Below are 21,783 nucleotides of genomic sequence, written 5' to 3'. Positions count from 1 at the left end.
GGCTCTAGAAGCACTCGTGGTTGCCGGGCTTCAGCGCGAGGCTGAGGCCGCTGAGCTTGAGGCTGCCGGCGTTGACCGCCCACGAGGTGATCTCGGGGTCCGCCACCGAGATGGTGTCGGCCTGCAGTCCGAAGCCGCCGGCCGGCCCGGAGCCGCCCTCGGCCTTGTCCAGGGTGCTGGCGTCGCGGCCGATCTCGATGTTGGAGAAGCTCGCGTTTCCTTCGAGCTGCTCGATGTCGAGGGTGAGGTTGCTTCCTTCGACGGGGGTCTCGCCGCCGCCGGCGCCGATCAGCAGGGTCGCTTCGCCGATCGGCAGCGGCAGCAGTGCCGACATGCACATGTCGGTGATCTCGGCGCTGTCCACGGTGGACAGCCCCACCGGCCGGGAGGAGTCGTCCACCGAAGTCGCGACGTCGCCGTACTGGGTGAAGCCCTCCCCTTCCAGCTGGGAGGCGGAGAGCTTGAAGTTGTCGCCGGAGACCGCGAACGAGGCCGCGAGCAGCCCCTGCGTCGTCATCAGGCCGAGGATGGCGGCGGCGCCCAGGCCGGGCAGCACGGCGAGCCCGAAGGTGCGCCAGCGGGTGCCGCCGCTGGGAGTGGGGGGATCTACCGGATTCGCATCGATCGGCTCGTCAGGCATAAGGGGGGTTCTCCTGAATCTCTCGCCCGCCCGCATCCGCGGGCGGTCCGCAGGGTGAAGGGCCTTGCGCTGAACACCACCTCGCGTGTTACATGACTCACGCCTACTCGGGGGTAGGTGAGGAACATTACAATAGTTAATGTCACGTTTCCAAGTGTTCGCTCCGCCCTGGCGCCGCGATGAAGACCGGCACCGGGCGGGCGCCGCCCCCGAGCCCAGGAAAGGTGCCCCGTGCCCTCCCAGACCCCTCCCTCCGCCGCCGGAGGATCCGCGCACGCCGCCGGCCCGGGCGGCCCCGCCGGCAGTGAGTCCGGAGCCGACGTCGTCGTCATCGGCTCCGGGTTCGGCGGCGCGGTCAGCGCGCTGCGCCTCACCGAGAAGGGCTACCGCGTGGCCGTCCTGGAGGCCGGCCAGCGGCATACCCCGGAGACCCTGCCCGCGACCTCGTGGGACCTGAAGCAGTTCCTCTGGGCCCCCCAGCTGGGCTGCTACGGCATCCAGCGGATCCACGTGCTGCGCGACGTGATGATCCTGGCCGGCGCCGGCGTCGGCGGCGGCTCGCTGAACTACGCCAACACGCTCTACGAGCCGCTGGACGACTTCTACGCCGACCCGCAGTGGCGCGGGATCACCGACTGGCGGGCCGAGCTGGCGCCCTACTACGACCAGGCCAAGCGCATGCTGGGGGTGCGGACCAACCCCACGATGACGCCCTCCGACACGCACCTGAAGGCGGTGGCCGAGGACATGGGCGTGGGCGGGAGCTTCCACTTGGCCCCGGTCGGGGTCTTCTTCGGCGACGGCGGGGACGCCGGCGGCGGCAGCGCCGCCCCCGACGTCGCTCCCGGCACCGAGGTCGGCGACCCCTACTTCGGCGGCGCCGGCCCGCGCCGGCGGTCCTGCACCGAGTGCGGGGAGTGCATGACCGGCTGCCGGCACGGAGCGAAGAACACCCTGCTGGAGAACTACCTCTACTTCGCCGAGCGCGGCGGCGCCGCCATCCACCCGATGACCACCGTCGAGCGGATCCGCGAGCTGCCCGGCGGCGGCTACGCCGTGGACACGCTCGCCACCGGCAAGCGCCGCACCCGCGCCAACGCGCGCACGTTCACCGCTCAGCACGTCGTGGTGGCGGCCGGCGCGTGGGGCACGCAGAACCTGCTGCACCGGATGCGCGACCAGGGCCGCCTGCCGCGGCTGTCGGCGCAGCTGGGCACGTTGACCCGGACCAACTCCGAGTCGCTGGGCGGCGCGATGACCCGGCACCTCGACCCGCCGGAGGACTTCTCCCAGGGCGTCGCCATCACGTCCTCGATCCACCCCGACGCGCACACCCACATCGAGCCGGTCCGCTACGGCAAGGGCTCCAACGCGATGGGCCTGCTGTCGACGCTGCAGGTGCCCGGCGGCGGCAGAATCCCGCGCTGGCTGCGGTTCCTCGGCACTGCGGCGCGCCACCCCTACCTGTTCGCGCGGAGCCTTTCGGTACGGCGGTTCTCCGAGCGGGCGATCATCGGGCTGGTCATGCAGTCGCTGGACAACTCGCTGACCACCTCGCTGAAGAGGGGGGTGCTGGGCCGCCAGGTGCTGACCAGCCGGCAGGGCCACGGCGAGCCGAACCCGACATGGATCCCGCAGGGCCAGGACGCGATGGAGCGGCTGGCCGACCGGATCGACGGCTTCCCCGGCGGCAACGTCGGCGAAGTCCTCAACATCCCGCTGACCGCCCACTTCCTGGGCGGCTGCCCGATCGGCGCGTCGGCCGGCGACGGCGTCGTCGACCCCTACCACCGGCTGTACGGCCACCCCGGCATCAGCGTGGTGGACGGCTCGGCGGTCTCGGCCAACCTGGGCGTGAACCCCTCGCTGACGATCACCGCCCAGGCCGAGCGTGCCATGGCGCTGTGGCCCAACAAGGGCGATGCCGATCCGCGCCCGGAACCGGGCGCCGGCTATGCCCGCGTCGCGCCCGTCTACCCGAAGGAGCCGGCCGTGCCCGCGGGCGCCTTCGCGGAGCTGCGGTTCGGCCGGCCGCTGACGATCTCCCCCGCCGGCCCGGACGGCGCCAGCGCCGCTGCCGCCGCCGGCGCCGAGCCCGGGGCCGGGGAGGACTAGCCGCGCCCCGCCCGCCTCGGCCCCGCCCCCGACCCGAGGAACCGCCGATGACGCACCTGCGCCATACCGCCGACCGTACGACCGCCCTCACCACGCCCGACGGCGCCGAACTGCGCGTCCGAACCCGCGGACCGCGGGACGCGCCGGCCACCGCCCTGCTGGCCCACGGCTGGGCGCTGACCTCCGACACCTGGTCGGCCGTCGCCTCGCTGCTCGCCGCCGCCGGCGGCGGCGCGGTGCGGGTGGTGCGCTGGGACCACCGCGGCCACGGCGCGTCGACCCGCGGCACAGCGCCGCTGACTATGGCGCAGCTCGCCGCGGACACAGCGCTGGTGGCGCAGGAGGAGGGCGGCAGCGGGCGGCTGGTCCTGGCCGGCCATTCGCTGGGCGCCATGGCGGTGGCGGCGCTGGCCGCGGAGCGGCCGGAGCTGTTCGCCGGGCAGCCGGGGGGCGGCGGCAGGGTCGGCGGGGTGCTGCTGGCCTGCGGTTCGGCGACCGCCCTGGACACGTCCGCGGCGGGCTTCGCGCCGGCGGAGCGCGCGGCGGGAGCCGCGGTCAGGACGGGGATGGCGGTCCTGCGCGGCCTCGCCGGGCCGGCGGATGCGGTGCACACCCGCCTACCGCCGCACCTGCGCGCCTACCGGGCGGCGGTGCGGCGGGCCCTGTTCGGCCCGGAGGCGCAGGACACCGACGTCGCGGCCGTCGCGGCGCAGCTGCACACCGCGCAGGCGCAGACGGTCGGCGAGGCGCACGCGGCGATGTCGGGGCACGACGTGCGGGGTCGGCTGGGCGCGCTGGCCGCGGTACCGGCCGTGCTGCTGGCCGGGGAGCACGACCCGGTGGTTCCCGAGCGGCACCTGCGCGCACTGGCGGCGGAGCTGCCGCATGCGCGTGTCCATACGGCGCAGGGAGCGGGGCACATGGTCCCCCTGGAGCGTCCGGAGGAGACGGCCGGACTCCTGGCAGAGCTGTGCCGGGTGCCCTGACCGCGGCGGGGCGGCGGTGGCACCGTCCGCGGCCGCCGCGGTGCGCCGGCGCGGACGGGCCGTGCCAGCGGGCAGGCGTGCGGCACGGCACCGCGCGCGGCGCGCCGCGCCGGGAGCCGGGCGCCGCTCAGGCGGTCTCGGCCTTGCCGGAGGTGACGATCTCCATCATCTCCGAGAAGTGCTCGCCCAGGACGTCCTGCAGGTGGCGGGCCATCGCGCGGGCGAGCAGCGCGTCGACCGCGGTCTGGGCCAGCGGCCGCAGCCGGCGGATCAGGTCGGCCGCCTCTCCTATATCGGTTCCGGCGAGCACACCGTCCGGGGCATGCGCTTCGAGGATGTGGTCGGCGACGTCGCGGACAAGCTCCTCGGCCGCCGGGTCGATGTGCCCGCCGAGCCGCTCGGCGATGTCGAGCACTGCGGGCAGCGACATGCCGGCGGCGACGAGCTCAGCGCCGGCGTGCAGCAGCCGCGGGCTCGGCACCCGGAAGCGGTCGCCGTCCTCCTCCAGCAGGCCGAACTCGATCGAGCGCTGGATGTTGGCGTCGGTGACCTCGCTGCCGAAGAGCTCGGCCAGCTCGGCCCGGGTGGCGTGCCCGGGGATCTCGTCGCTCCACGGGTCGCCCACCGCCGACTCGAACCCGAGCACGTCGTTGAGGTCGCCGCCGCGCTCCCAGACCGAGACCAGCTCGCTGATGTTGGCGAAGGTGTACCCCCGGGAGAGCAGCTGCGCGATGAGCTTCAACCGGGCCAGGTGCGCTTCGGTGTAGATGCCCACCCGCCCTTCCCGCCGCGGCGGGGAGAGGAGCCCGCGGTCCTGGTAGACGCGCACGTTGCGCACGGTGGTGTCGGCACGGCGCGCCAGCTCGTCGATGCGGTATTCGGCCATGGGCTCAGCCTAGGGACTGCGCGGGAACATCTCGACTGCCGGGAGTCCTCCGCTGCGCTGCGCCGCACCGGCGCTCCCCTGGGTGCCCGCTCCGCTGCACGCGGCAACGGCCCTATTGCATCGTGACAATGGCCGTTGTAACGTTCTGGAAAGACATGTGGAGGAGATCACATATGCGTCGAGCGCCCCTCACGGACCTGCGCGGCAGCCGTGTCCTGGTGACCGGCGCATCCGGCGCCTTCGGCGGTGCCGCGATGCTCCTGCTGCGGCGCCTCGGCGCGCACGCCGCCGGGCTGGACCGCAAACCGGGCGGCCCCGACGGCGCGGTCCTCACCTGCGACGTGGCCGACCCGGAGTCGGTCCGCGGCGCGGTGGGCGAAGCCGTCGAGCGGCTCGGCGGGCTCGACCGGCTGATCCACTTCGCGGGCGTGGGCCCGGCCACCGACATCGGCTCCATGCCCGGGCCGGCGGGCTCCGGCGACTCCGCGGCCGCCGACGCCTTCGACGTGAACGTCCTGGGGACCTGGCGGGTCACCGCCGCGGCACTGCCGGCTCTGCTGGAGGCCCGCGGCCGGGTCATCGTCACCGCGTCCCTGCTCGCCGGGCTCTCGGTGCCGTTCGCGGGCGCCTACGCGGTGTCCAAGCGGGCGCTCACCGCCTACGCCGACACGCTGCGGACCGAGTACGGCACGCACATCGGCGTCACCACCGTCTACCCCGGCTACGTGGACACCCCGATCCACGACGCCTCCCGCGCGGCGGGCGTCTCACTGGACGGCCTGGTCCCCGCCGAGCAGGTGCGCGACACGGTGCTCACCGTGCTGCGCGCCGCGGCCGCCGGGACCCCTGCACGCGACCTGGCCTCCACCGCCGTCGGCACCGCCGCCCTCCGGCTCACCCGGCACGCTCCCGGCCTGATCGACCGCATCGCCGCGATCGAGATCGCCGAACTGGTCCGCACCGGCGAGCTCGCCGGCGGGCCGATCACCCGCGGGCTGCGGGAGCGCCACGGCGCCCCCGCGCTCGCTCCGTCCGCCGGCGGCACCGGCGGCCCCCGCCCCTGACCCCCCTCCCGGCCGAGCGCTCGCACGTCCGCAGCACCCCCGAAGGAGACCCGCGATGACCGTGCAGACCCAGGCAGCCAAGCCGTCCGTCACCAACCGCGAGGACATCGCCAAGCGGCTGCTCCGCTCCTCGGCGAAAGCCTCCTACGACCCGCTGATCGAGATCGACTGGGACGCGCCGGTCGCCATGGACCGGTACGCGCTCCGTCCGGAGCGCATCTCGCTGTACGGCACCGAGCTCTGGGACCGGCTCACCGAGGACCAGCGCAAGGAGCTCAGCCGGCACGAGGTGGCCAGCATCGCCTCCATCGGGCTCTGGTTCGAGACGATCCTGATGCAGATGCTGGTCCGGCACGCCTACGACCGCGACCCCACCAGCAAGCACATCCAGTACGCCTACACCGAGATCGCCGACGAGTGCCGGCACTCGGTGATGTTCGGCAAGATGACCGAGAAGCTGGCCGGCCGGGCCTACCGGCCGGACTGGATCACGCACAACCTCGGCCGGGTGTTCAAGGCCATCTCCAACGGCCCGCTGACCTTCTCCGGCGCGCTGTTCGTCGAGGAGATCCTCGACCAGCTGCAGCGCGAGGCCATGGTCGACGACACCCTCGACCCGCTGGTGCAGGCCGTCTCCCGGATCCATGTGATCGAGGAGGCGCGGCACATGCGCTACGCCCGCGAGGAGATCATCCGCGACTGGGACAACCACGGACCGCTGGTGAAGGCCTACAGCCGGTTCGTGCTCGGCCTGGTCGTCTACTTCTCGGCGACCCGCCTGATCAGCCCCGAGGTGTACCGCTCGGTCGGCCTGGATCCGCGCGAGGCGGCCCGCGCAGCCCGCCGCAACCCGCACCACATCGACACCAAGACGTGGGCCGCCCGCAAGGTGGTGGCCACGTTCGACAAGGCCGGGCTGCTCGCCGGGCCCGCGAAGTACGTCTGGCGCCGCGCCGGCCTGCTCGGCCGCCCCGGCGCACCCGCCGCGGTCGGCGCCTGACGCCCCGCCCCCTGATCGGCCGGGCCCCGGGTACAACGCGCCTGGACCCGCGGGCCCGGCCCCGCCGCCCTGGAAGTGCCTGCACCGCCGCGCTCGGGGCGCGGCGCAGTGCGCACGCACCCCGCTCCACCGAAGGGACCGTCCACGGTGACCCCAGCAGAGACGACGCCGCACTACCGGGTGGCCATCATCGGCACCGGCTTCTCCGGCATCGGCATGGCCGCCCGCCTCAAGCGCGCCGGCCTGAAGAGCCTGGTCCTCCTCGAACGCGCCGGCGACGTCGGCGGCACCTGGCGGGACAACACGTTCCCCGGCGCCGCCTGCGACGTGCCGTCCCACCTGTACTCGCTGTCGTTCCGGCTCAACCCGGGCTGGTCCCGCACCTTCTCGCCGCAGCAGGAGATCCAGGAGTACCTCCGCCGCGTGGCCGAGGAGGAGGACGTCTACCGGCACGTGCGCTTCCACCACTCGGTGGACGGCGCCCACTGGGAGGCCGACCGCGGCCGCTGGCGGGTCGAGTCCGAGCGCGGCACCATCACCGCCCAGTTCCTGATCAGCGCCTGCGGCGCGCTCGCCGACCCGGCGATCCCCGAGTTGCCCGGCCTGGACCGCTTCGCGGGCACCGTCTTCCACTCGGCGCGCTGGAACCACGACCACGACCTGTCCGGGCGCAACGTGGCGGTGGTCGGCACCGGCGCGTCCGCGATCCAGTTCGTGCCGCAGATCCAGAAGGAGGTCGCCCGGCTCGACCTCTACCAGCGCACCCCGCCGTGGATCATCCCCAAGCACGACCGGCCGGTGACCCGACTGGAGAGCTGGCTGTTCAACAACGTGCCGCTCGCGCAGCAGGTGTTCCGCAAGAACATCTACTGGGGCCGGGAGAGCTACGTGCTGGGGTTCGTGAAGTACCCCGGGATCATGAAGGGCGTCGCTGCCCTGGCCAAGGCGCACATCCGGCGCCAGGTCAAGGATCCGGGGCTGCGCGCCAAGCTCGTGCCGGACTTCGTGCCGGGCTGCAAGCGGCTGCTGCTGTCCAACGACTACTACCCCGCGCTGGACCGGCCCAACGTCGACGTGGTCACCGACGGCGTCGCCGAAGTGCGCGAGAAGTCGATCGTGGCGGCCGACGGCACCGAGCGCGAAGTCGACACGATCATCTTCGGCACCGGCTTCCACGTGACCGACATGCCGGTCGCGAAGATGGTGCACGACGCCGAGGGCGCGACCCTGCACGACCGCTACGGCGAGGACGTGGAAGCGCTGAACGGCACCACCGCCGCCGGCTACCCGAACCTCTTCATCATGGCCGGCCCCAACACCGGGCCGGGGCACACCTCGCACGTGTTCTTCCTCGAATCGCAGATGCGCTACATCCTGTCGGCGCTGGGCTACGCGGCGCGGACCGGCGCGGCGGTGCTCGACGCACTGCCCGAGGCGCAGAGCACCTACGCGGCCGAGATGCAGCACAAGACGCGCAACTCGGTGTGGGTGACCGGCGGCTGCGACAGCTGGTACCTGAACGACAAGGGCGTGAACGTGACCCTGTGGCCGGGGTTCAGCTTCGAGTACGCACTGCGCACGCGGAAGTTCGACCCGCACAACTACCGGGTCCGCAGCGCGCCGGAGCGGGCCGGCACCCCCGTGGAGGCGGCGGCATGAGCGGCTTCGACGACGGCGAAGAGGAGTACCGCGGCCCGGTCACGCTCGTCTTCGACGGGCGCGCGGTCGCGGCGGAGGCGCACATCGCCGGGCACTTCGACCCGCTGACCGGCGACTACCGCTGGATCGGCCGGATCGCGGCCGCACCGGAGGTCGCCGCGGAGTACGACGCCGGATGCACGGCGGTGCTCGTGCGCACGCCGGGCGGGTACGAGGGCGCGGGCACGCTCACCGAGACCAACCCGTGGGGCGGCCACCGCCTGCAGGGCAGCGGTGCACCGCCGTTCGCGGTCCCCGAGGTCACCGGGGAGGGCGAGCCCGCCGGCCCCGGAGCGAACGGCCCGGGCGGCGCGGAGAGCGCTTAGCGTCCAGGGCCCTGGTCCGGGGGCGCCAGCGGCGCCGCGCCCCCGCGCTGCCCCCCGCGGAGAGGCGGCCCTCCCTCCTGCTCCGGGGAGGGTCCGCTGCCGCTCCCCATGGCGCCGCACCACCGGCTCCTCCCCTGTGGCAGGGGGAGGAAGCGGCCGCCGGGCGGGCGGAGTGCGTAAGGGGACCGTCTGCCTGCCCGGCGTCCCACCCGCGGTGCGCGGCCCGCCGGGCTCGCGTCACCAGGGGTCTTCGGCGCGCAGGAACGGGGCCGCGGCCCGGTTCGCGGCGAGCCGCGCGTACCCGGGCTTGATGACCCGGTTGATGAGGTCCAGGCGCTCGTCGTGGCCGACGAACGCCGACTTCATCGCGTTCACCGTGAACCAGCGCAGCGTGTCGTGCCCGTAGCCGAAGACCGCGTTGAGCCGGTCGAACTCCGCCGTCATCGAGGTGGCGTTGAGCAGCCGGGCATCGGTGTTGACGGTGGCCCGGAAGCGCAGCCGCCGCAGCGCCTCGATCGGGTGCTCGCGCAGCGACGGGACCGCGCCCGCCGCAACGTCGGAGGTCGGGCAGAGCTCCAGCGGGATGCGCTTGTCCCGCACCGACGCGGCGAGCCGGCCGAGCTTGGCGGTGCCGTCCTCGGCGAGGGCGATGTCGTCGGCGATGCGGACGCCGCGGCCGATGCGGTCGGCGCCGCACCACTGGATGGCCTCCCAGATGGAGTCCAGACCGAAGCCCTCGCCGGCGTGCAGCGTCAGGTTGAAGTTCGCGCGCTGGACGTACTCGCAGGCGGCGAGGTGGCGGGTGGGCGGGTAGCCCGCTTCGGGCCCGCCGATGTCGAAGCCCGCCACGCCGTCGTCGCGGTAGCGCACTGCGAGCTCGGCGACCTCGTGCGAGTCGGCCGCCTGGCGGAGCGCGGTGAGCAGCAGCCGCACGGTGACGGGCCGGCCGAACAGCCGGGCCTTCGCGGCGCCCACCCGCAGGCCCTCCAGCACCGCGTCGACGGCTCCGGCGGCGGACAGGCCGCCGCGGGTGTGCTGCTCGGGGGCGAGCTTGACCTCGGCGTAGACCACCCCGTCGGCGGCGAGGTCCTGGACGCATTCCACCGCGGCGCGCACCAGGGCGGGGGCCGTCTGCAGCAGGTCCACCACCCGCTCGGTGCGCGCCAGCAGCTCCTCCTGCCCGGCGGGCGCGGAGAACCACGCGGCCAGCCGGTCCTCCTCGTCCGCGGGCAGGGCGGCCCCCTGCTCGGCGGCGAGGGCGAGCAGCGTCGCGGGCCGCAGCCCGCCGTCCAGGTGGTCGTGGAGCAGGACCTTCGGCATCGCGCGCACGGTGTCCAGGTCGAGTCGGGTCATTGTCCTCCTCAGTGCCGGAGGCCCTCCCGCCGGCAGTCGCAGCGGGAGACGGCGACGGATAAATTGCCGCGATCCTAGACCAGCGGCCCCGGGGCCGGCCTCCGCAGCAGGAGTGAGTCGTGTCTCGGCGCCCCCGGGCAGGGCGGAGGTCCGTACCGGGGACCGCGCTGCGGCCCGCTCCCGCCGGGACCGGGAGGACGCGGCGCGGGGCGCGCCGGGGCGGTGCGCAGCAGGGCAGCCCCTTCCGCGCCTAGGCGCGGAAGGGTGCCGGGGCGATGTGCTCGGGGACTTCGGCGTCGACCTGGTGGAGGCGGGCCTGCGCGGCGCGGCGGAGGCGGCCGAAGCACTCGACCGCGGTCGTGGCGTCGCCGACCAGGCCCCCCTTGGTCACCGCCGGAACGCCGTCCAGCGGGCCGCCGCCGAGCACTCCGTGCACCGCGAGCGGCACGATCTCGCCGGCCACCGCGAACGAGCGCACGCCCAGCTCGTCGAGGAGGTGCGCGGCCAGGTCGCCGCCGGTCAGATAGAGGCCGGTGGGCAGCGCGTGGGCACCGGCCCGGTCCTCCACACCGCGGAGCGCGCGGGCCACGCACGCGGCGAGCGCGGAGGGCAGCGCCCAGAGCACCGCCCGGTCGAGGGCGGCCGGGGCGGTGCCCTCGGGCCGGGCTCCCGCGGGCCCGGCGGTGGATTCCCCGGCACCGTCCGGCTGCGGGCTTCTCAGCCGCACCACCACGAACTCGGGGAAGACCGCCGTGGTCAGCCGGTCGGCGAGGGCGTCGGCCACGGCTGCGGCATGGTTCCCGCCGTCCGTGCACAGCACCACCGGGTCGACGTCGACATAGCGGACCGGTCCGGTCCGGGCCACCGTCTCCAGCTGGCGGGCGGTGGCCGCGGTCGGGCTGCCCATCACGGCGAGCAGCGGTCCCGGCGCCTCGGCGCGGCCGCGCAGCCGGAGCGCCGCGGCGAGCGCGGCGCCGGCCGGTCCGGGGTCCACCGCGACCCACACGGCACCGCGGTCCCGGGAGGCCGCGGCGGCCGCCTCGGCGATGTCCTCGATCCGCGTCTCGTCGAAGGCGTCGCAGAGCACCACGGGCTCACTCCCCGCGGTCAGGTCGGCGGTGAGCAGCTCCCGGGTGACCTGCCGGACCGGCACGCGGCGCACTGCAAGGTCGGTCTGGCGGGCGAGGATCGCCGCCACGTCGCCGGTGTCCATCGGGCAGAACGGGTCGGCGGCGACCTCGGTGCGCTCCAGCGGCTGGCCGTCGAGCAGCTGGACCCCCTCGGCGGTGACCCGGCCGGCCGACGGCAGCGCCGGCACCATCAGCGCCCGCACCGGCGCACCGGTCCGCTCGCCGACTGCGCGCAGCGCCGCCTCGACCTCGGCGCCGACGTTGCCGCGCAGCGTGGAGTCGGTGCGCTTGACCACCAGGCCGACCGGCCACACCGCCTCGACCACGTCGGTGACCAGGTCGGCGGCCTGCTCCGCGGGCAGGTGGCGGCTGTCCAGGTTGGCGACGACGACGTCGTGGTCGGCGGCGGCGACCGCCGCCTGCTCCGGCGGCACCGAGGCCACCCGCAAGCCCGCGCGGGCGAAGCGGGCGCCGGTGGCGTTCGCGCCGGTGAGGTCGTCCGCAAGCACCAGGACCTGCGCCACGGTGGTCGCTCCTTCGCACGTCGCGCCCGCACCGCGGCCGCGGTCAGACCCGGCGCCGGGCGGCGCGTCCGAGTCGATCCGAAGGCGGCGGCGCCGGCGAACCGGGATGGGTGGGCGGGCGGACCCGCACCTCACAGGGTCTCATCCGCGGCGGGTGCGCAGCCCCGCAGCGGCGATCGCGGCGGCCGCGGCGCACAGCGCGCAGACGTAGCCGACCACCGCGCCCCATCCGGCCCGGTCGAACACGAGGCCGCCCGCCCAGCCCAGTGCGCTGGAGCCCAGGTAGTAGGCGAGCGTGTACAGGCCGGCGGCCTGAGCGCGGACGGCGGGCGCGGCGCGGTAGCCGACCCATGCCGAGGCGGCGGTGTGCGCGGCGAAGAAGAAGAACGTGACGACCAGCAGGCCGGTCGCGACGGCGGCGAAGGCCGGAGCGGCGAGCAGCGCGGCGCCGATCCCCATCGCCGCCACCGAGCCGAGCAGGACCGGTCTGCGGCCCCACCGCTCAATGGCGCGGCCGGTCTGCGAGGAGCTGGCCGTACCGGCGAGGTAGGCGACGAAGAGGAACGCGACGAGCGTCTCGGACAGCCCGAACGGCGGCGCCGCCATCCGGAAACCGAGGTAGTTGTAGACGGTGACGAAGGCGCCCATCAGCAGGAGGCCCTGCAGGTAGAGCGCGAGCAGGCCCGGGTCGCGGACCGCCTGGACCAGGCGCGCGACGGGGCGCGCCGCGCGGCGCTCGGCCGCGCTGCCCGCGGACTCCGCCGCACCGGCGGATGGGCGGGAGCGGCGCCGGGGCGTGAAGCCGCGCGCAGGCGGCACCGCGGCGAGGAAGACGAGCAGCGCGACCAGCGCGAGCAGGGAGTCGGCGGCGATGCCCCACCGCCAGCCGCCCACGTCGGAGACCGCGCCGGCTACGAGCCGCCCGGCCATCCCGCCGACGCTGTTGCCGGCGATGTAGACGCCGGCGGCGCGGCCGAGGTGCGCCGGGTGGATCTCCTCGGCGAGGTAGGCCATGGCGACCGCGGGCACACCGCCGAGCGCGGCGCCCTGCAGCGCGCGCAGCACCATCAGGACGGTGATGTCGGGGGCGAACGGCGCTGCCAGGCCGAGCACGGTGGAGGCGATCAGCGCGGCCGACATGACCGCGACGCGGCCGTAGCGGTCGGCGGCACCGCTCCACACCAGCACGAAAGCGGCGAGGCCGCCGGTCGCGAAGGAGACGGTGAGCGCGACGGTCGCCGCGGTCTCCTCGAACCCCGCGGCGAGGCCGGGCAGCAGCGCCTGCACCGCGTAGAGCTGGGCGAAGGTGGCGACGCCGGCGGCGGTCATCGCCGCCACGACCCTGCGGTAGCCGCTGCTCCCCGCAGCGTGGCCCTGGGGTCCGCCCTCTTCCGTCACCCGTCGATCACCCTTAGTGCCGCCTCCGGGCGGGGTGACGACCCCCCGCGCCCCCCGCAACCCGCGGTCGCCTGCGGTTGTCTTCGGCGGGGCTTGCTTCCCGTGGCTTTCGTGCCGCCCGGAGCAATTCCGTATCGGGGAAAACCGTCTCACAGCACGTTGTAGCGCCGGCGCACCGGCCCCCGCGGTTCTGCAGCGAATAGCCAGGCCACCGCGGCGTGCCGCGCGGGCGTACTCCCCCTTCCGAAATCCTCGGCAGGCAAGCGCGGGGTGCGGGGGTTCAGGGGGGCGTCCCCCGGTCCGAAGGCAGCGTGATGGCGCGGTGCTCGGTCGCGCTGAGCAGGGCGGCCTCGATGACTTCGAGGCCGTGCACCACTTCGTGCAGTTCGACCGGGAGCGGGTCGCCCTCGCCGACGGCCTCGCGCAGGCCCGCGTAGAAGGCCGGGTAGTCGCCGCGCTCCGAGGGCACCGGGTGGACGTCGGGGCCGTGCCCGACCACGCCCCACTCGGGTTCGGGCTGCACGCCCCAGTCGGGGCCGCCGGGGCGCTCGCCCGCGGCGAGCCGGTCCTCCTGGCCGTCGAAGCCGGCGACGGTGAACCCGCCGGCGTCGCCGAGGACGCGGAACCGCGGGCCGGGCAGGGCGGTGAGCGCGCCGGCCCAGAGCCGGCTGACGGTGCCGCCGCGGTGGGTGAGGGTGAGGAAGGCGTCATCGATGGGGAGGCCGGGCCCGGCGGCGCTCTCCGGTGCCGCGGGGCGCAGCGAACGGAGGTCGGCGGCCACCCGGTGGACCGGGCCGAACAGGGTGATCGCCTGGTCGACGAGGTGCGGTCCGAGGTCGTAGAGGACTCCGGAGCCCGCGCTGCCTGCGCTCCCGGTCCCGTTGTCGCGCCAGGTGTCCTTGCGCTGCGGGCGCCACCGCTCGAAGCGCGACTCGAAGGTGTGCACGCGACCGAGGACACCGTCGTCGACGAGCTTGAACAGGGTCAGGAAGTCGGCGTCCCAGCGCCGGTTCTGGAACGCCGTGCAGACCAGTCCGGCCCGCTCGGCGTGCTCGGCGAGCGCGCGCCCGTCGGCGGCGGTGAGCGCCAGCGGCTTGTCGACGACCACGGAGAGCCCGGCGTCCAGCGCGGCGTGCGCGAGCGGCGCGTGGGTGTCGTTCGGCGTGGCGACCACGGCGATCTCGAACGCGCCGCTGCGCTTCCACAGCTCCTCGGCCGAGGCGATGACCTCGGTCCGCGGATACCTCGCCCGCACCCGCTCCGCCTTCTCCGGGTCCCCGGTGACCACCGCTCCCAGCTGCAGCCCGGGAGTGGCGTCGATCAGCGGAGCGTGGAACACCTCCCCGCCCTTGCCGTACCCGAGGAGGACAACGTGCAGCTGCTGCGGAGATCCGGCGTCATCAGAACCCATAGGCCCACCGTAACGGCCGTCAGTTGGCCCTTCCCCGGCGGCGCGTGGTCAGTTCCGCGGTGAAAGCGAACGGCTCCTCCACCTTCACAAATCCTTCGTAGCGCCCGGTCAGGTGGTACGCGGCAGCAGCGGAATCGAGGCGGTAAGTGTGGACAATTCCGCTGGAACCGTCCCGTTGGACCCGCCAGAAATGCGCGATCCCGGCGCTGGCGTAGCGAGCAGGATCGACGAACCGGTCTCGCTCCAGCGATTCGGGTGATTCGACCTCGATCGCCAACAGCAGATCGTCGGGATAGTAGTACGTCGAGGGCCCGGTGGACTCCGCTCGCTGGAATGCCTCAGCGCTGATGACGAGGAGATCGGGCTCGGGTACCTGACTGCGCCCCATGCGCACGGCCATCTCCCGGGCGATCTCGTAGCGCTCCGGAGCCTGCTCGTCCAATCCGCGTTCCAGTGCGCTGATGATGCGGCAATGCCACTGATCCTGAGGGCTCACGAAAACGAGGTTGCCATCAATGAGCTCACTGTGCGGGGGAAGTTCACGCATTCCCAGGAATTCTTCGGCGGTGAACCCCCCGCGGGCAGGGACCTCCGGAATTTCCCAGGCGGGCAGCGGAGCACTCATGCATTTTCAGGCTACCCAGGGAGCAGCCCGCTGTCAGCGTGAATCCGCCACGCGCACTCGGCCTGCCCGCCCCGGTGCGGGGCGGGCGGGCCGGCGGGCGGATGGGCGGGTCAGGCCGCGACGGGTTCGCGGGACTCGGCCGGGGAGAGGGCGAGGTCGAGGACCTCGCGGACGTCGCTCACCGGGTGGACGGTGAGCTGCTCCAGGACCTCGTCCGGCACGTCGTCCAGGTCGGGCTCGTTGCGTGCCGGGATCAGCACCGTGGTCAGGCCGGCCCGATGCGCCGCGAGCAGCTTCTGCTTGACCCCGCCGATCGGCAGGACGCGGCCGGTCAGCGACACCTCGCCGGTCATACCGACGTCGGAGCGCGCGGGGCGGCCGGAGAGCAGCGAGGCCAGGGCCGTCGTCATGGTGACGCCGGCGCTGGGGCCGTCCTTCGGGATGGCGCCGGCGGGCACGTGGATGTGCACGCCGCGCTCCTTCAGGTCACCCACCGGCAGCTCCAGCTCCGCGCCGCGGGACCGCAGGTAGGAGAGCGCGATCTGCGCGGACTCCTTCATCACGTCGCCCAGCTGCCCGGTGAGGGTCAGCCCGCTGGCGCCCGACTCCGGATCGGCCAGTGACGCCTCCACGAAGAGCACGTCGCCGCCGGCGCCAGTGACGGCGAGCCCGGTGGACACGCCCGGCACCCCCGTGCGGTCGGCCGACTCCGGCGTGTGCCGCGGCCGGCCCAGGTAGCCGGTGAGGTCGTCGGCGCCCACCGCGGCGGGCAGCGGCGCGTCCTGCCGTGTCTGCTGCGCCTCCTGCGCTGCGATCTTCCGCAGCACGCGGGCGATGCTCCGCTCCAGTCCGCGCACGCCCGCCTCGCGGGTGTACTCCGAGGCGAGCCGGTGCAGCGCCGCGTCGTCGAAGGAGACCTCCGACTCGGCCAGGCCCGCCTTCTCCAACTGCCGCGGGAGCAGGTGGTCGCGGGCGATGGAGACCTTCTCGTCCTCGGTGTAGCCGTCCAGCTCGACCAGCTCCATCCGGTCCAGCAGCGGGCCGGGGATGGTGTCCAGCGCGTTGGCGGTGGCGAGGAAGACCACGTCGGACAGGTCGAGGTCGACCTCCAGGTAGTGGTCGCGGAAGGTGTGGTTCTGCGCCGGGTCGAGGACCTCGAGCAGTGCCGACGTCGGGTCGCCGCGGAAGTCGGCTCCGACCTTGTCGATCTCGTCCAGGAGCACGACCGGGTTCATCGAGCCGGACTCCTTGATCGCCCGGACGATGCGGCCCGGCATGGCGCCGACGTAGGTGCGCCGGTGCCCGCGGATCTCCGCCTCGTCGCGGACGCCGCCGAGGGCGACCCGGGTGAACTCGCGGCCCATCGCGCGGGCCACGGACTCGCCGAGCGAGGTCTTGCCGACGCCGGGCGGGCCGACCAGGGCGAGCACGGCGCCGCTGCGGCGGCCGCCGATCACGCCGAGACCGCGCTCCTCGCGCCGCTTGCGCACCGCGAGGTACTCGGTGATGCGGTCCTTGACGTCGCTGAGCCCGGTGTGGTCGGCGTCCAGGACGCCGCGGGCGCCGGAGACGTCGTAGGCGTCCTCGCTGCGCACGTTCCACGGCATGGCGAGGACGGTGTCCAGCCAGGTGCGGATCCAGCCCGACTCGGGCGAGGAGTCGCCGGCCCGCTCCAGCTTGTCCACCTCGGCCAGCGCGGCCTCGCGGACGTGGTCGGGCAGTTCGGCGCCCTCGACGCGGGAGCGGTAGTCGTCCTCCTCGCTGCCGGGCTTGCCGTCGAGCTCGTTGAGCTCCTTGCGGATCGCGTCCATCTGGCGGCGGAGCAGGAACTCCCGCTGCTGCTTGTCGACGCCCTCCTGGACGTCCTTCTCGATGGTCTCGGCGACGTCGAGTTCGGCGAGGTACTCGCGGGTCCACTCGATCAGCAGGCGCAGCCGTTCGGCGACGTCGCCGCTCTCCAGCAGCTGGAGCTTCTGCGCGGTGGTGAGGAACGGCGAGTAGCCGCCGCGGTCGGCGAGCGCCGCGGGGTCCTCGGTCTGCTGGATGGAGTCGACCATCTGCCAGGCGCCGCGCTTCTGCAGGAAGGTCGCCGCGAGGCCGCGGTACTCCTTGGCCAGCTCGGTGACCTTGCCGGGGTACCCGCCCTCGGGGGCGGGCTCGGCGCGGATGTCCACCGAGACCCAGAGCGCCGCGCCGGGGCCGGTGGTGCCGGCGCCGACGCGGGCGCGGTCGGTCCCGCGCAGCACCGCGGCCGGCTCGCCCTGCGGCGTGCGGCCGACCTGCTCGACCGTTGCGACGGTGCCCGCCGCCGCGTGGGACCCGTCGATGCGCGGCACGATCAGCACGCGCGGCTTGGATGCGGACCGCCCACCGGGCGCTTCCCCGCCGCGCGCCGCGGACTGCGCGGCCTCCACGGCGGACCGGATCTCCGAATCGGACAGGTCCACGGGAACGACCATGCCCGGAAGTACGACGTCGTCGTCGAGAGCAAGGACCGGCAGGGTGGTACCGGACTGCGCGTCAGTCATCGAACCCTCCATGGTTGAGTCACTAACACTCAATAAAGAAGAGCCTCTGTTTGTTCCCCTCCCCGTGTTCGCTGTGAGCGATCGCGGGCCGGGAGGGCGGAATCCGGCTCATCGCGGGGGATCCGGACCCGCCGGACCGAACGGGCGGCCGACCGCCAGGGGCGCCGCTGCGGGCGCCGTGCGCCGGACAACAGCGCCGCGGCGCCGCGTGTTCCCGTGCGACGGGCGCCGCCCCGAGGACCGCCTGGTCGCCGCGCCGCAGCGGGGATGCGGTGCCGATGCGGCCGGAGTGGCGCATGGGGCCTTCGCGCCGGAAGACGCCCCCTGCGCTTGCAGTGGCGCTCTGTGACCGAACCGATGCCGAGCGCGCCGCAAGTGGCCCTGGACATCGCCGCGCCCGCCGGATTCCATCGGTGCACCGGTCTATACCACCGGCCTAGCTGGAGGTGCGTGCGCATGGATCCCTCGCTGCCCCGCCGGTCCCCCCGGCGCGCTCCGCACGGCCCGCCCGGGGCTGGGACACCGTCCCGGGCGCTGCGCGCCGCGGCGCTCGCGCTGCCGCTCGCGGTGGCGGTGCCCGGCTGCGCCTACCTGTCCGGCGAGCAGACCGGCGGCGCGGATCCCGACTCGGCCGCCTGCGAGCCGTACCGGCAGTGGCAGGACATCGGCGGCACCGTCGAGGTGTACTCCTCCATCCGCGACGACGAGGGCGAGAAGCTGCAGCAGGCGTGGTCGGATTTCGCGGACTGCACCGGGATCACCGTGAACTACGAGGGCACCGGCGAGTTCGAGGCGCAGATCCAGGTGAAGGTGGACGGCGGCAACGCCCCCGACGTCGGGATCTTCCCGCAGCCCGGCCTGCTGGCCCGGTTCGTCGAGTCGGGCGACGCCCTGCCGCTGCCGGACGGCGCCGCCGAGTCGGTGCGGGAAGGCTGGACCGAGGACTGGCAGTCCTATGTGGAGCACGGCGGCGACCTGTACGGCATCCCGCAGGCCGCCAACGTGAAGTCGCTGGTCTGGTACTCGCCGGAGGTCTTCGCCGAGCACGGCTACGAGGTCCCGGAGACCTGGGACGCGATGGTCGAGCAGTCGGAGCAGATGGCGGAGGACGGCATCGTGCCCTGGTGCGCCGGCATCGAGTCGGGCGAGGCGACCGGCTGGCCGGCCACCGACTGGCTGGAGAACGCGGTCCTGCAGGAGCACGGCCCCGACGTCTACGACCAGTGGGTCGACCACGAGATCCCGTTCGACGACCCGCAGATCGCCGCGTCGCTGGAGCGGGTCGACGGCATCCTGCGCAACCCCGACTTCGTCAACGGCGGCCACGGCGACGTCCAGTCGATCGCCACCGTCCCGCAGGGCGACGCCGGCCTTCCGGTGCTGGACGCCGAGTGCGGCCAGTACATGATGGGGTCCTTCTACGCCGCCAACTGGCCCGAGGACACCGAGATCGCCGAGGACGGGCAGGTCTACACCTACAGCATGCCGCCGATCGACCCCGAGGTCGGCACGCCCGTCGTCGGCGGCGGGGAGTTCGCCGCCGCCTTCGCCGACCGGCCCGAGGTGGTCGCGTTCCAGGAGTACCTGGCCACCGCCGACTTCGCGAACAGCCGGGCCGAACTGGGCCGCTGGTTCTCCGCGCACCGGGATCAGGACCTCGACCTGCTGGAGAACCCGGTCGACCGGATGTCGGCGGAACTGCTGCGCGAAGAGGACACCGTGTTCCGCTGGGACGGCGCCGACTCGATGCCGGCGGCGGTCGGCGCCGGCACCTTCTGGCGCGGGATGACCGACTGGATCAACGGCAAGGACTCCGGGGACGTCCTCACCTACATCGAGGAGTCCTGGGACGACTGAGTCCGGGCGCGGGAGGCCGGCCGGGGAGCACCGTCCGGCGCCCGCTCCCCGCGCACGCCGCCCGGTGTGCGCCCGCCCTCCGGCCAGCCGCACCCGGCCGGGGTGCAGACACCGCTGAGGAAGGAGGGGCCGGTGGGGTTCACCGTCACTGACGAGCTGCCGAAACTGCTGTGGCTGGTGATCGCCGTCGCCGCGTTCCTCGCCGCCGTCGGCGCCGTGCTCCTCATCGTCGACCGCGGCCCGCGCACCCGCCGCGAGTGGTGGCAGGCGGCCTGCTTCCTCGGCCCGGCGGTGGTGCTCCTGCTGGTCGGGCTCGTCTACCCGGTGTTCCGCACGGTCGCCCTGTCGTTCATGGACGGCCCCGGCGAGGCGTGGGTGGGGTTCAGCAACTACGTCTGGATGTTCACCCGGCCGGAGATCCTGATCGTCCTGCGGAACACCCTGCTGTGGGTGCTGTTCGCCCCGGTCCTGGCGACCGCGACCGGTCTCGTCTACGCGGTGCTGGTGGACCGCTCCCGCTACGAGGCGGTCGCCAAGTCGCTGCTGTTCATGCCGATGGCGATCTCCTTCGTCGGCGCCAGCATCATCTGGAAGTTCGTCTACGCGCACCGCCCCGCGGGCTCCGACCAGATCGGGCTGCTCAACGCGGTGTGGACGGCGTTCGGCGGCCAGCCACGGCAGTGGATCCTGGACGCGCCGCTCAACACGCTGCTGCTGATCGTCGTGCTGGTCTGGATCCAGGCCGGGTTCGCGCTGGTCATCCAGTCGGCGGCGATCAAGGCGATCCCGACCGACATCGTGGAGGCGGCGCGCATCGACGGGGTCTCCGCCTGGCAGCTGTTCTGGCGGGTGACGCTGCCGATGATCTGGCCGACGGTCACGGTCGTGCTGATCACCATCTCGGTGCAGACGCTGAAGATCTTCGACATCGTCCGGACGATGACCGGCGGCCAGTTCGGCACGTCGGTGATCGCCAACGAGATGTACAGCCAGGCGTTCCGCTACGGCGAGGTCGGGCAGGGATCAGCACTGGCCGTGATCCTGTTCGTACTGGTCGTGCCGCTGGTGTTGATCCAGATCCGCAAAACCCGGCGCTCCAGGGAGGCGGCATGACCAGCACCGGCAGCGCGGGCGCGGACCGCGGGGCACCGCAGTCGAGCGCGGGCCGGGTGCGCCGCCGGCTCAGCGGCGCGGGCGGCAGCGCCGCGGCGATCGCCATCGCGCTGCTGTGGACGGTGCCGACGGCGGGCCTGCTCGTCTCCTCGCTGCGGCCCGAAGACCAGATCAAGACGACCGGCTGGTGGACGTTCTTCGGCGCGCCCGAGCTGACCCTGCGCAACTACGCCGACGTGCTCTTCGGGTCCTCCGCGGACGGGCGGCTGGCCAGCTACTTCGTGAACTCCTTCGTCATCGCGGTACCGACGATGGTGTTCGTGGTGCTGCTGGCCGCGCTGGCGGCGTACGCGGTGGCCTGGATCGACTTTCCCGGCCGGGACTGGGTGTTCATCGGGATCTTCGCCCTGCAGATCGTGCCGATCCAGATGTCGCTGGTGCCGCTGCTGAGCCTGTTCTCCGAGGGGGCGGCGATCGGCGGCGTGCAGGTACTGCCGGCCCTGGACCTGCCGGGGGCGTTCCAGTTCACCACGGTGTGGATCGCGCACACGATGTTCGGCCTGCCGCTCGGCATCTTCCTGATGCACAACTTCGTGGCGGGGCTGCCGCGGAGCATCGTCGAGGCGGCACGGGCAGACGGCGCCGGGCACGGCGTCATCTTCGCGCGGATCGTGCTTCCGCTGACCGTGCCGGCGCTGGTGTCGCTCGCCATCTTCCAGTTCCTGTGGACCTGGAACGACCTGCTGGTGGCGCTGATCTTCGCCGGCGGCAGCGTGGAGGTCGCACCGCTCACCGTGCGCCTGGCCGAGCTGGCGGGCACCCGCGGCACCGAGTGGCAGCGGCTCACCGCGGGCGCCTTCGTCTCCATGATCGTGCCGCTCGCGGTGTTCTTCTCGCTGCAGCGGTACTTCGCCCGCGGGCTGCTGGCCGGCAGCGTGAAGGGGTAAGGACGCCTTCGGTGTGGGGGACGCCCCCCACGCCAGCGCTCCCGAGCGGGGTGACGACCCCCCCACCACCAGCGCTCCCGAGCGGGGTGACGACCCCCCGCACCCCCCGCAACCCGCGCTTGTCTGCCGCTGCTGCCGGGTATTCCGCTCTGTCCTGCAGCCGCTGCCGGGCACCCCGCTCC

The 21,783-nt window shown here is 73.7% G+C and carries 17 protein-coding genes; 9 read left to right on the top strand and 8 right to left on the bottom strand.

From position 1 onward, the window contains the following. Positions 1-4 precede the first annotated feature (4 nt). Positions 5-640: a DUF6230 family protein gene (locus tag ACYVGT_RS23610; RefSeq protein ID WP_460862399.1), complete on the bottom strand. Its 636-nt coding sequence runs from the start codon at positions 638-640 to the stop codon at positions 5-7. A gap of 231 nt (positions 641-871) precedes the next feature. Between ACYVGT_RS23610 and ACYVGT_RS23605 the strand changes: the two genes are divergently transcribed. Both ACYVGT_RS23605 and ACYVGT_RS23600 read left to right on the top strand, forming a co-directional pair. Then, on the top strand, positions 872-2,755 hold the full coding sequence (locus ACYVGT_RS23605; RefSeq protein ID WP_460862396.1) for a GMC oxidoreductase: 1,884 nt from the start codon (positions 872-874) through the stop codon (positions 2,753-2,755). A gap of 47 nt (positions 2,756-2,802) precedes the next feature. Beyond that, the gene (locus ACYVGT_RS23600) at positions 2,803-3,741 is read left to right on the top strand and encodes an alpha/beta fold hydrolase (protein ID WP_460862394.1); all 939 of its coding nucleotides are present in this window, start codon (positions 2,803-2,805) and stop codon (positions 3,739-3,741) included. Between the two features lie 127 nt (positions 3,742-3,868). Here ACYVGT_RS23600 and ACYVGT_RS23595 read toward each other — a convergent pair whose 3' ends face one another. Continuing rightward, the gene (locus ACYVGT_RS23595; RefSeq protein ID WP_460862392.1) at positions 3,869-4,627 is read right to left on the bottom strand and encodes a MerR family transcriptional regulator; all 759 of its coding nucleotides are present in this window, start codon (positions 4,625-4,627) and stop codon (positions 3,869-3,871) included. A 173-nt stretch (positions 4,628-4,800) separates the two neighbouring features. Between ACYVGT_RS23595 and ACYVGT_RS23590 the strand changes: the two genes are divergently transcribed. The 4 genes from ACYVGT_RS23590 to ACYVGT_RS23575 all read left to right on the top strand — a co-directional run bounded on the left by ACYVGT_RS23590 (position 4,801) and on the right by ACYVGT_RS23575 (position 8,715). Continuing rightward, positions 4,801-5,691, top strand: a complete 891-nt coding sequence (locus tag ACYVGT_RS23590) for an SDR family NAD(P)-dependent oxidoreductase (protein ID WP_460862390.1) — start codon at positions 4,801-4,803, stop codon at positions 5,689-5,691. 55 nt (positions 5,692-5,746) lie between these two features. Next, positions 5,747-6,691, top strand: coding sequence for an AurF N-oxygenase family protein (locus ACYVGT_RS23585; protein WP_460862389.1), 945 nt, complete (start codon positions 5,747-5,749; stop codon positions 6,689-6,691). Positions 6,692-6,838: 147 nt separating this feature from the next. After that, positions 6,839-8,350 (top strand): flavin-containing monooxygenase, encoded by a 1,512-nt coding sequence (locus tag ACYVGT_RS23580; RefSeq protein ID WP_460862387.1) that lies wholly within the window; start codon positions 6,839-6,841, stop codon positions 8,348-8,350. Continuing rightward, on the top strand, positions 8,347-8,715 hold the full coding sequence (locus tag ACYVGT_RS23575) for a DUF4873 domain-containing protein (protein ID WP_460862385.1): 369 nt from the start codon (positions 8,347-8,349) through the stop codon (positions 8,713-8,715). Before ACYVGT_RS23580 ends, ACYVGT_RS23575 begins: the two co-directional genes overlap by 4 nt. 237 nt (positions 8,716-8,952) lie before the next feature. On the opposite strand, the gene ACYVGT_RS23570 is transcribed toward ACYVGT_RS23575, so the two are convergent. The 6 genes from ACYVGT_RS23570 to lon all read right to left on the bottom strand — a co-directional run bounded on the left by ACYVGT_RS23570 (position 8,953) and on the right by lon (position 17,684). After that, positions 8,953-10,068, bottom strand: coding sequence for an adenosine deaminase (locus ACYVGT_RS23570; RefSeq protein WP_460862384.1), 1,116 nt, complete (start codon positions 10,066-10,068; stop codon positions 8,953-8,955). A gap of 250 nt (positions 10,069-10,318) precedes the next feature. Beyond that, positions 10,319-11,722 carry a four-carbon acid sugar kinase family protein gene (locus tag ACYVGT_RS23565; protein WP_460862382.1) on the bottom strand — a complete coding sequence of 468 codons (1,404 nt, stop codon included), beginning with the start codon at positions 11,720-11,722 and terminating at the stop codon, positions 10,319-10,321. Positions 11,723-11,863: 141 nt separating this feature from the next. Next, positions 11,864-13,051, bottom strand: coding sequence for an MFS transporter (locus tag ACYVGT_RS23560; protein WP_460862408.1), 1,188 nt, complete (start codon positions 13,049-13,051; stop codon positions 11,864-11,866). Between the two features lie 349 nt (positions 13,052-13,400). Beyond that, positions 13,401-14,531, bottom strand: coding sequence for a Gfo/Idh/MocA family oxidoreductase (locus ACYVGT_RS23555; protein WP_460862380.1), 1,131 nt, complete (start codon positions 14,529-14,531; stop codon positions 13,401-13,403). Positions 14,532-14,550: 19 nt separating this feature from the next. Then, a complete protein-coding gene (locus ACYVGT_RS23550; protein ID WP_460862377.1) occupies positions 14,551-15,156 on the bottom strand; it encodes a Uma2 family endonuclease in 606 nt (201 codons plus the stop codon). A gap of 110 nt (positions 15,157-15,266) precedes the next feature. Continuing rightward, the gene (gene lon / locus ACYVGT_RS23545; RefSeq protein ID WP_460862375.1) at positions 15,267-17,684 is read right to left on the bottom strand and encodes an endopeptidase La; all 2,418 of its coding nucleotides are present in this window, start codon (positions 17,682-17,684) and stop codon (positions 15,267-15,269) included. A gap of 456 nt (positions 17,685-18,140) precedes the next feature. Here lon and ACYVGT_RS23540 point away from each other — a divergent pair, with 456 nt between their 5' ends. From ACYVGT_RS23540 to ACYVGT_RS23530, 3 genes are all read left to right on the top strand, one after another. Continuing rightward, entirely contained in the window at positions 18,141-19,541 is a 1,401-nt protein-coding gene (locus ACYVGT_RS23540) for an ABC transporter substrate-binding protein (protein ID WP_460862374.1), read from the top strand. A 132-nt stretch (positions 19,542-19,673) separates the two neighbouring features. Continuing rightward, a complete protein-coding gene (locus ACYVGT_RS23535) occupies positions 19,674-20,654 on the top strand; it encodes a carbohydrate ABC transporter permease (protein ID WP_460862372.1) in 981 nt (326 codons plus the stop codon). Next, positions 20,651-21,601 (top strand): carbohydrate ABC transporter permease, encoded by a 951-nt coding sequence (locus ACYVGT_RS23530; protein WP_460862369.1) that lies wholly within the window; start codon positions 20,651-20,653, stop codon positions 21,599-21,601. Before ACYVGT_RS23535 ends, ACYVGT_RS23530 begins: the two co-directional genes overlap by 4 nt. The last annotated feature ends 182 nt before the right edge of the window (positions 21,602-21,783 follow it).

Source organism: Nocardiopsis coralliicola, from assembly GCF_054779695.1.
Note: the sequence above shows the minus strand (reverse complement) of the source record. Positions and strands in the feature narration are given on the sequence as shown.

Excerpts from the sequence above, each read along its gene's own strand:
- ACYVGT_RS23610 (WP_460862399.1), bottom strand. The coding sequence starts at position 640 with ATGCCTGACGAGCCGATCGATGCGAATCCGGTAGATCCCCCCACTCCC.
- ACYVGT_RS23600 (WP_460862394.1), top strand. The coding sequence starts at position 2,803 with ATGACGCACCTGCGCCATACCGCCGACCGTACGACCGCCCTCACCACG.
- ACYVGT_RS23595 (WP_460862392.1), bottom strand. The coding sequence starts at position 4,627 with ATGGCCGAATACCGCATCGACGAGCTGGCGCGCCGTGCCGACACCACC.
- ACYVGT_RS23590 (WP_460862390.1), top strand. The coding sequence starts at position 4,801 with ATGCGTCGAGCGCCCCTCACGGACCTGCGCGGCAGCCGTGTCCTGGTG.
- ACYVGT_RS23585 (WP_460862389.1), top strand. The coding sequence starts at position 5,747 with ATGACCGTGCAGACCCAGGCAGCCAAGCCGTCCGTCACCAACCGCGAG.
- ACYVGT_RS23575 (WP_460862385.1), top strand. The coding sequence starts at position 8,347 with ATGAGCGGCTTCGACGACGGCGAAGAGGAGTACCGCGGCCCGGTCACG.
- ACYVGT_RS23570 (WP_460862384.1), bottom strand. The coding sequence starts at position 10,068 with ATGACCCGACTCGACCTGGACACCGTGCGCGCGATGCCGAAGGTCCTG.
- ACYVGT_RS23560 (WP_460862408.1), bottom strand. The coding sequence starts at position 13,051 with ATGACCGCCGCCGGCGTCGCCACCTTCGCCCAGCTCTACGCGGTGCAG.
- ACYVGT_RS23555 (WP_460862380.1), bottom strand. The coding sequence starts at position 14,531 with ATGGGTTCTGATGACGCCGGATCTCCGCAGCAGCTGCACGTTGTCCTC.
- ACYVGT_RS23550 (WP_460862377.1), bottom strand. The coding sequence starts at position 15,156 with ATGAGTGCTCCGCTGCCCGCCTGGGAAATTCCGGAGGTCCCTGCCCGC.
- lon (WP_460862375.1), bottom strand. The coding sequence starts at position 17,684 with ATGACTGACGCGCAGTCCGGTACCACCCTGCCGGTCCTTGCTCTCGAC.
- ACYVGT_RS23540 (WP_460862374.1), top strand. The coding sequence starts at position 18,141 with ATGGATCCCTCGCTGCCCCGCCGGTCCCCCCGGCGCGCTCCGCACGGC.
- ACYVGT_RS23530 (WP_460862369.1), top strand. The coding sequence starts at position 20,651 with ATGACCAGCACCGGCAGCGCGGGCGCGGACCGCGGGGCACCGCAGTCG.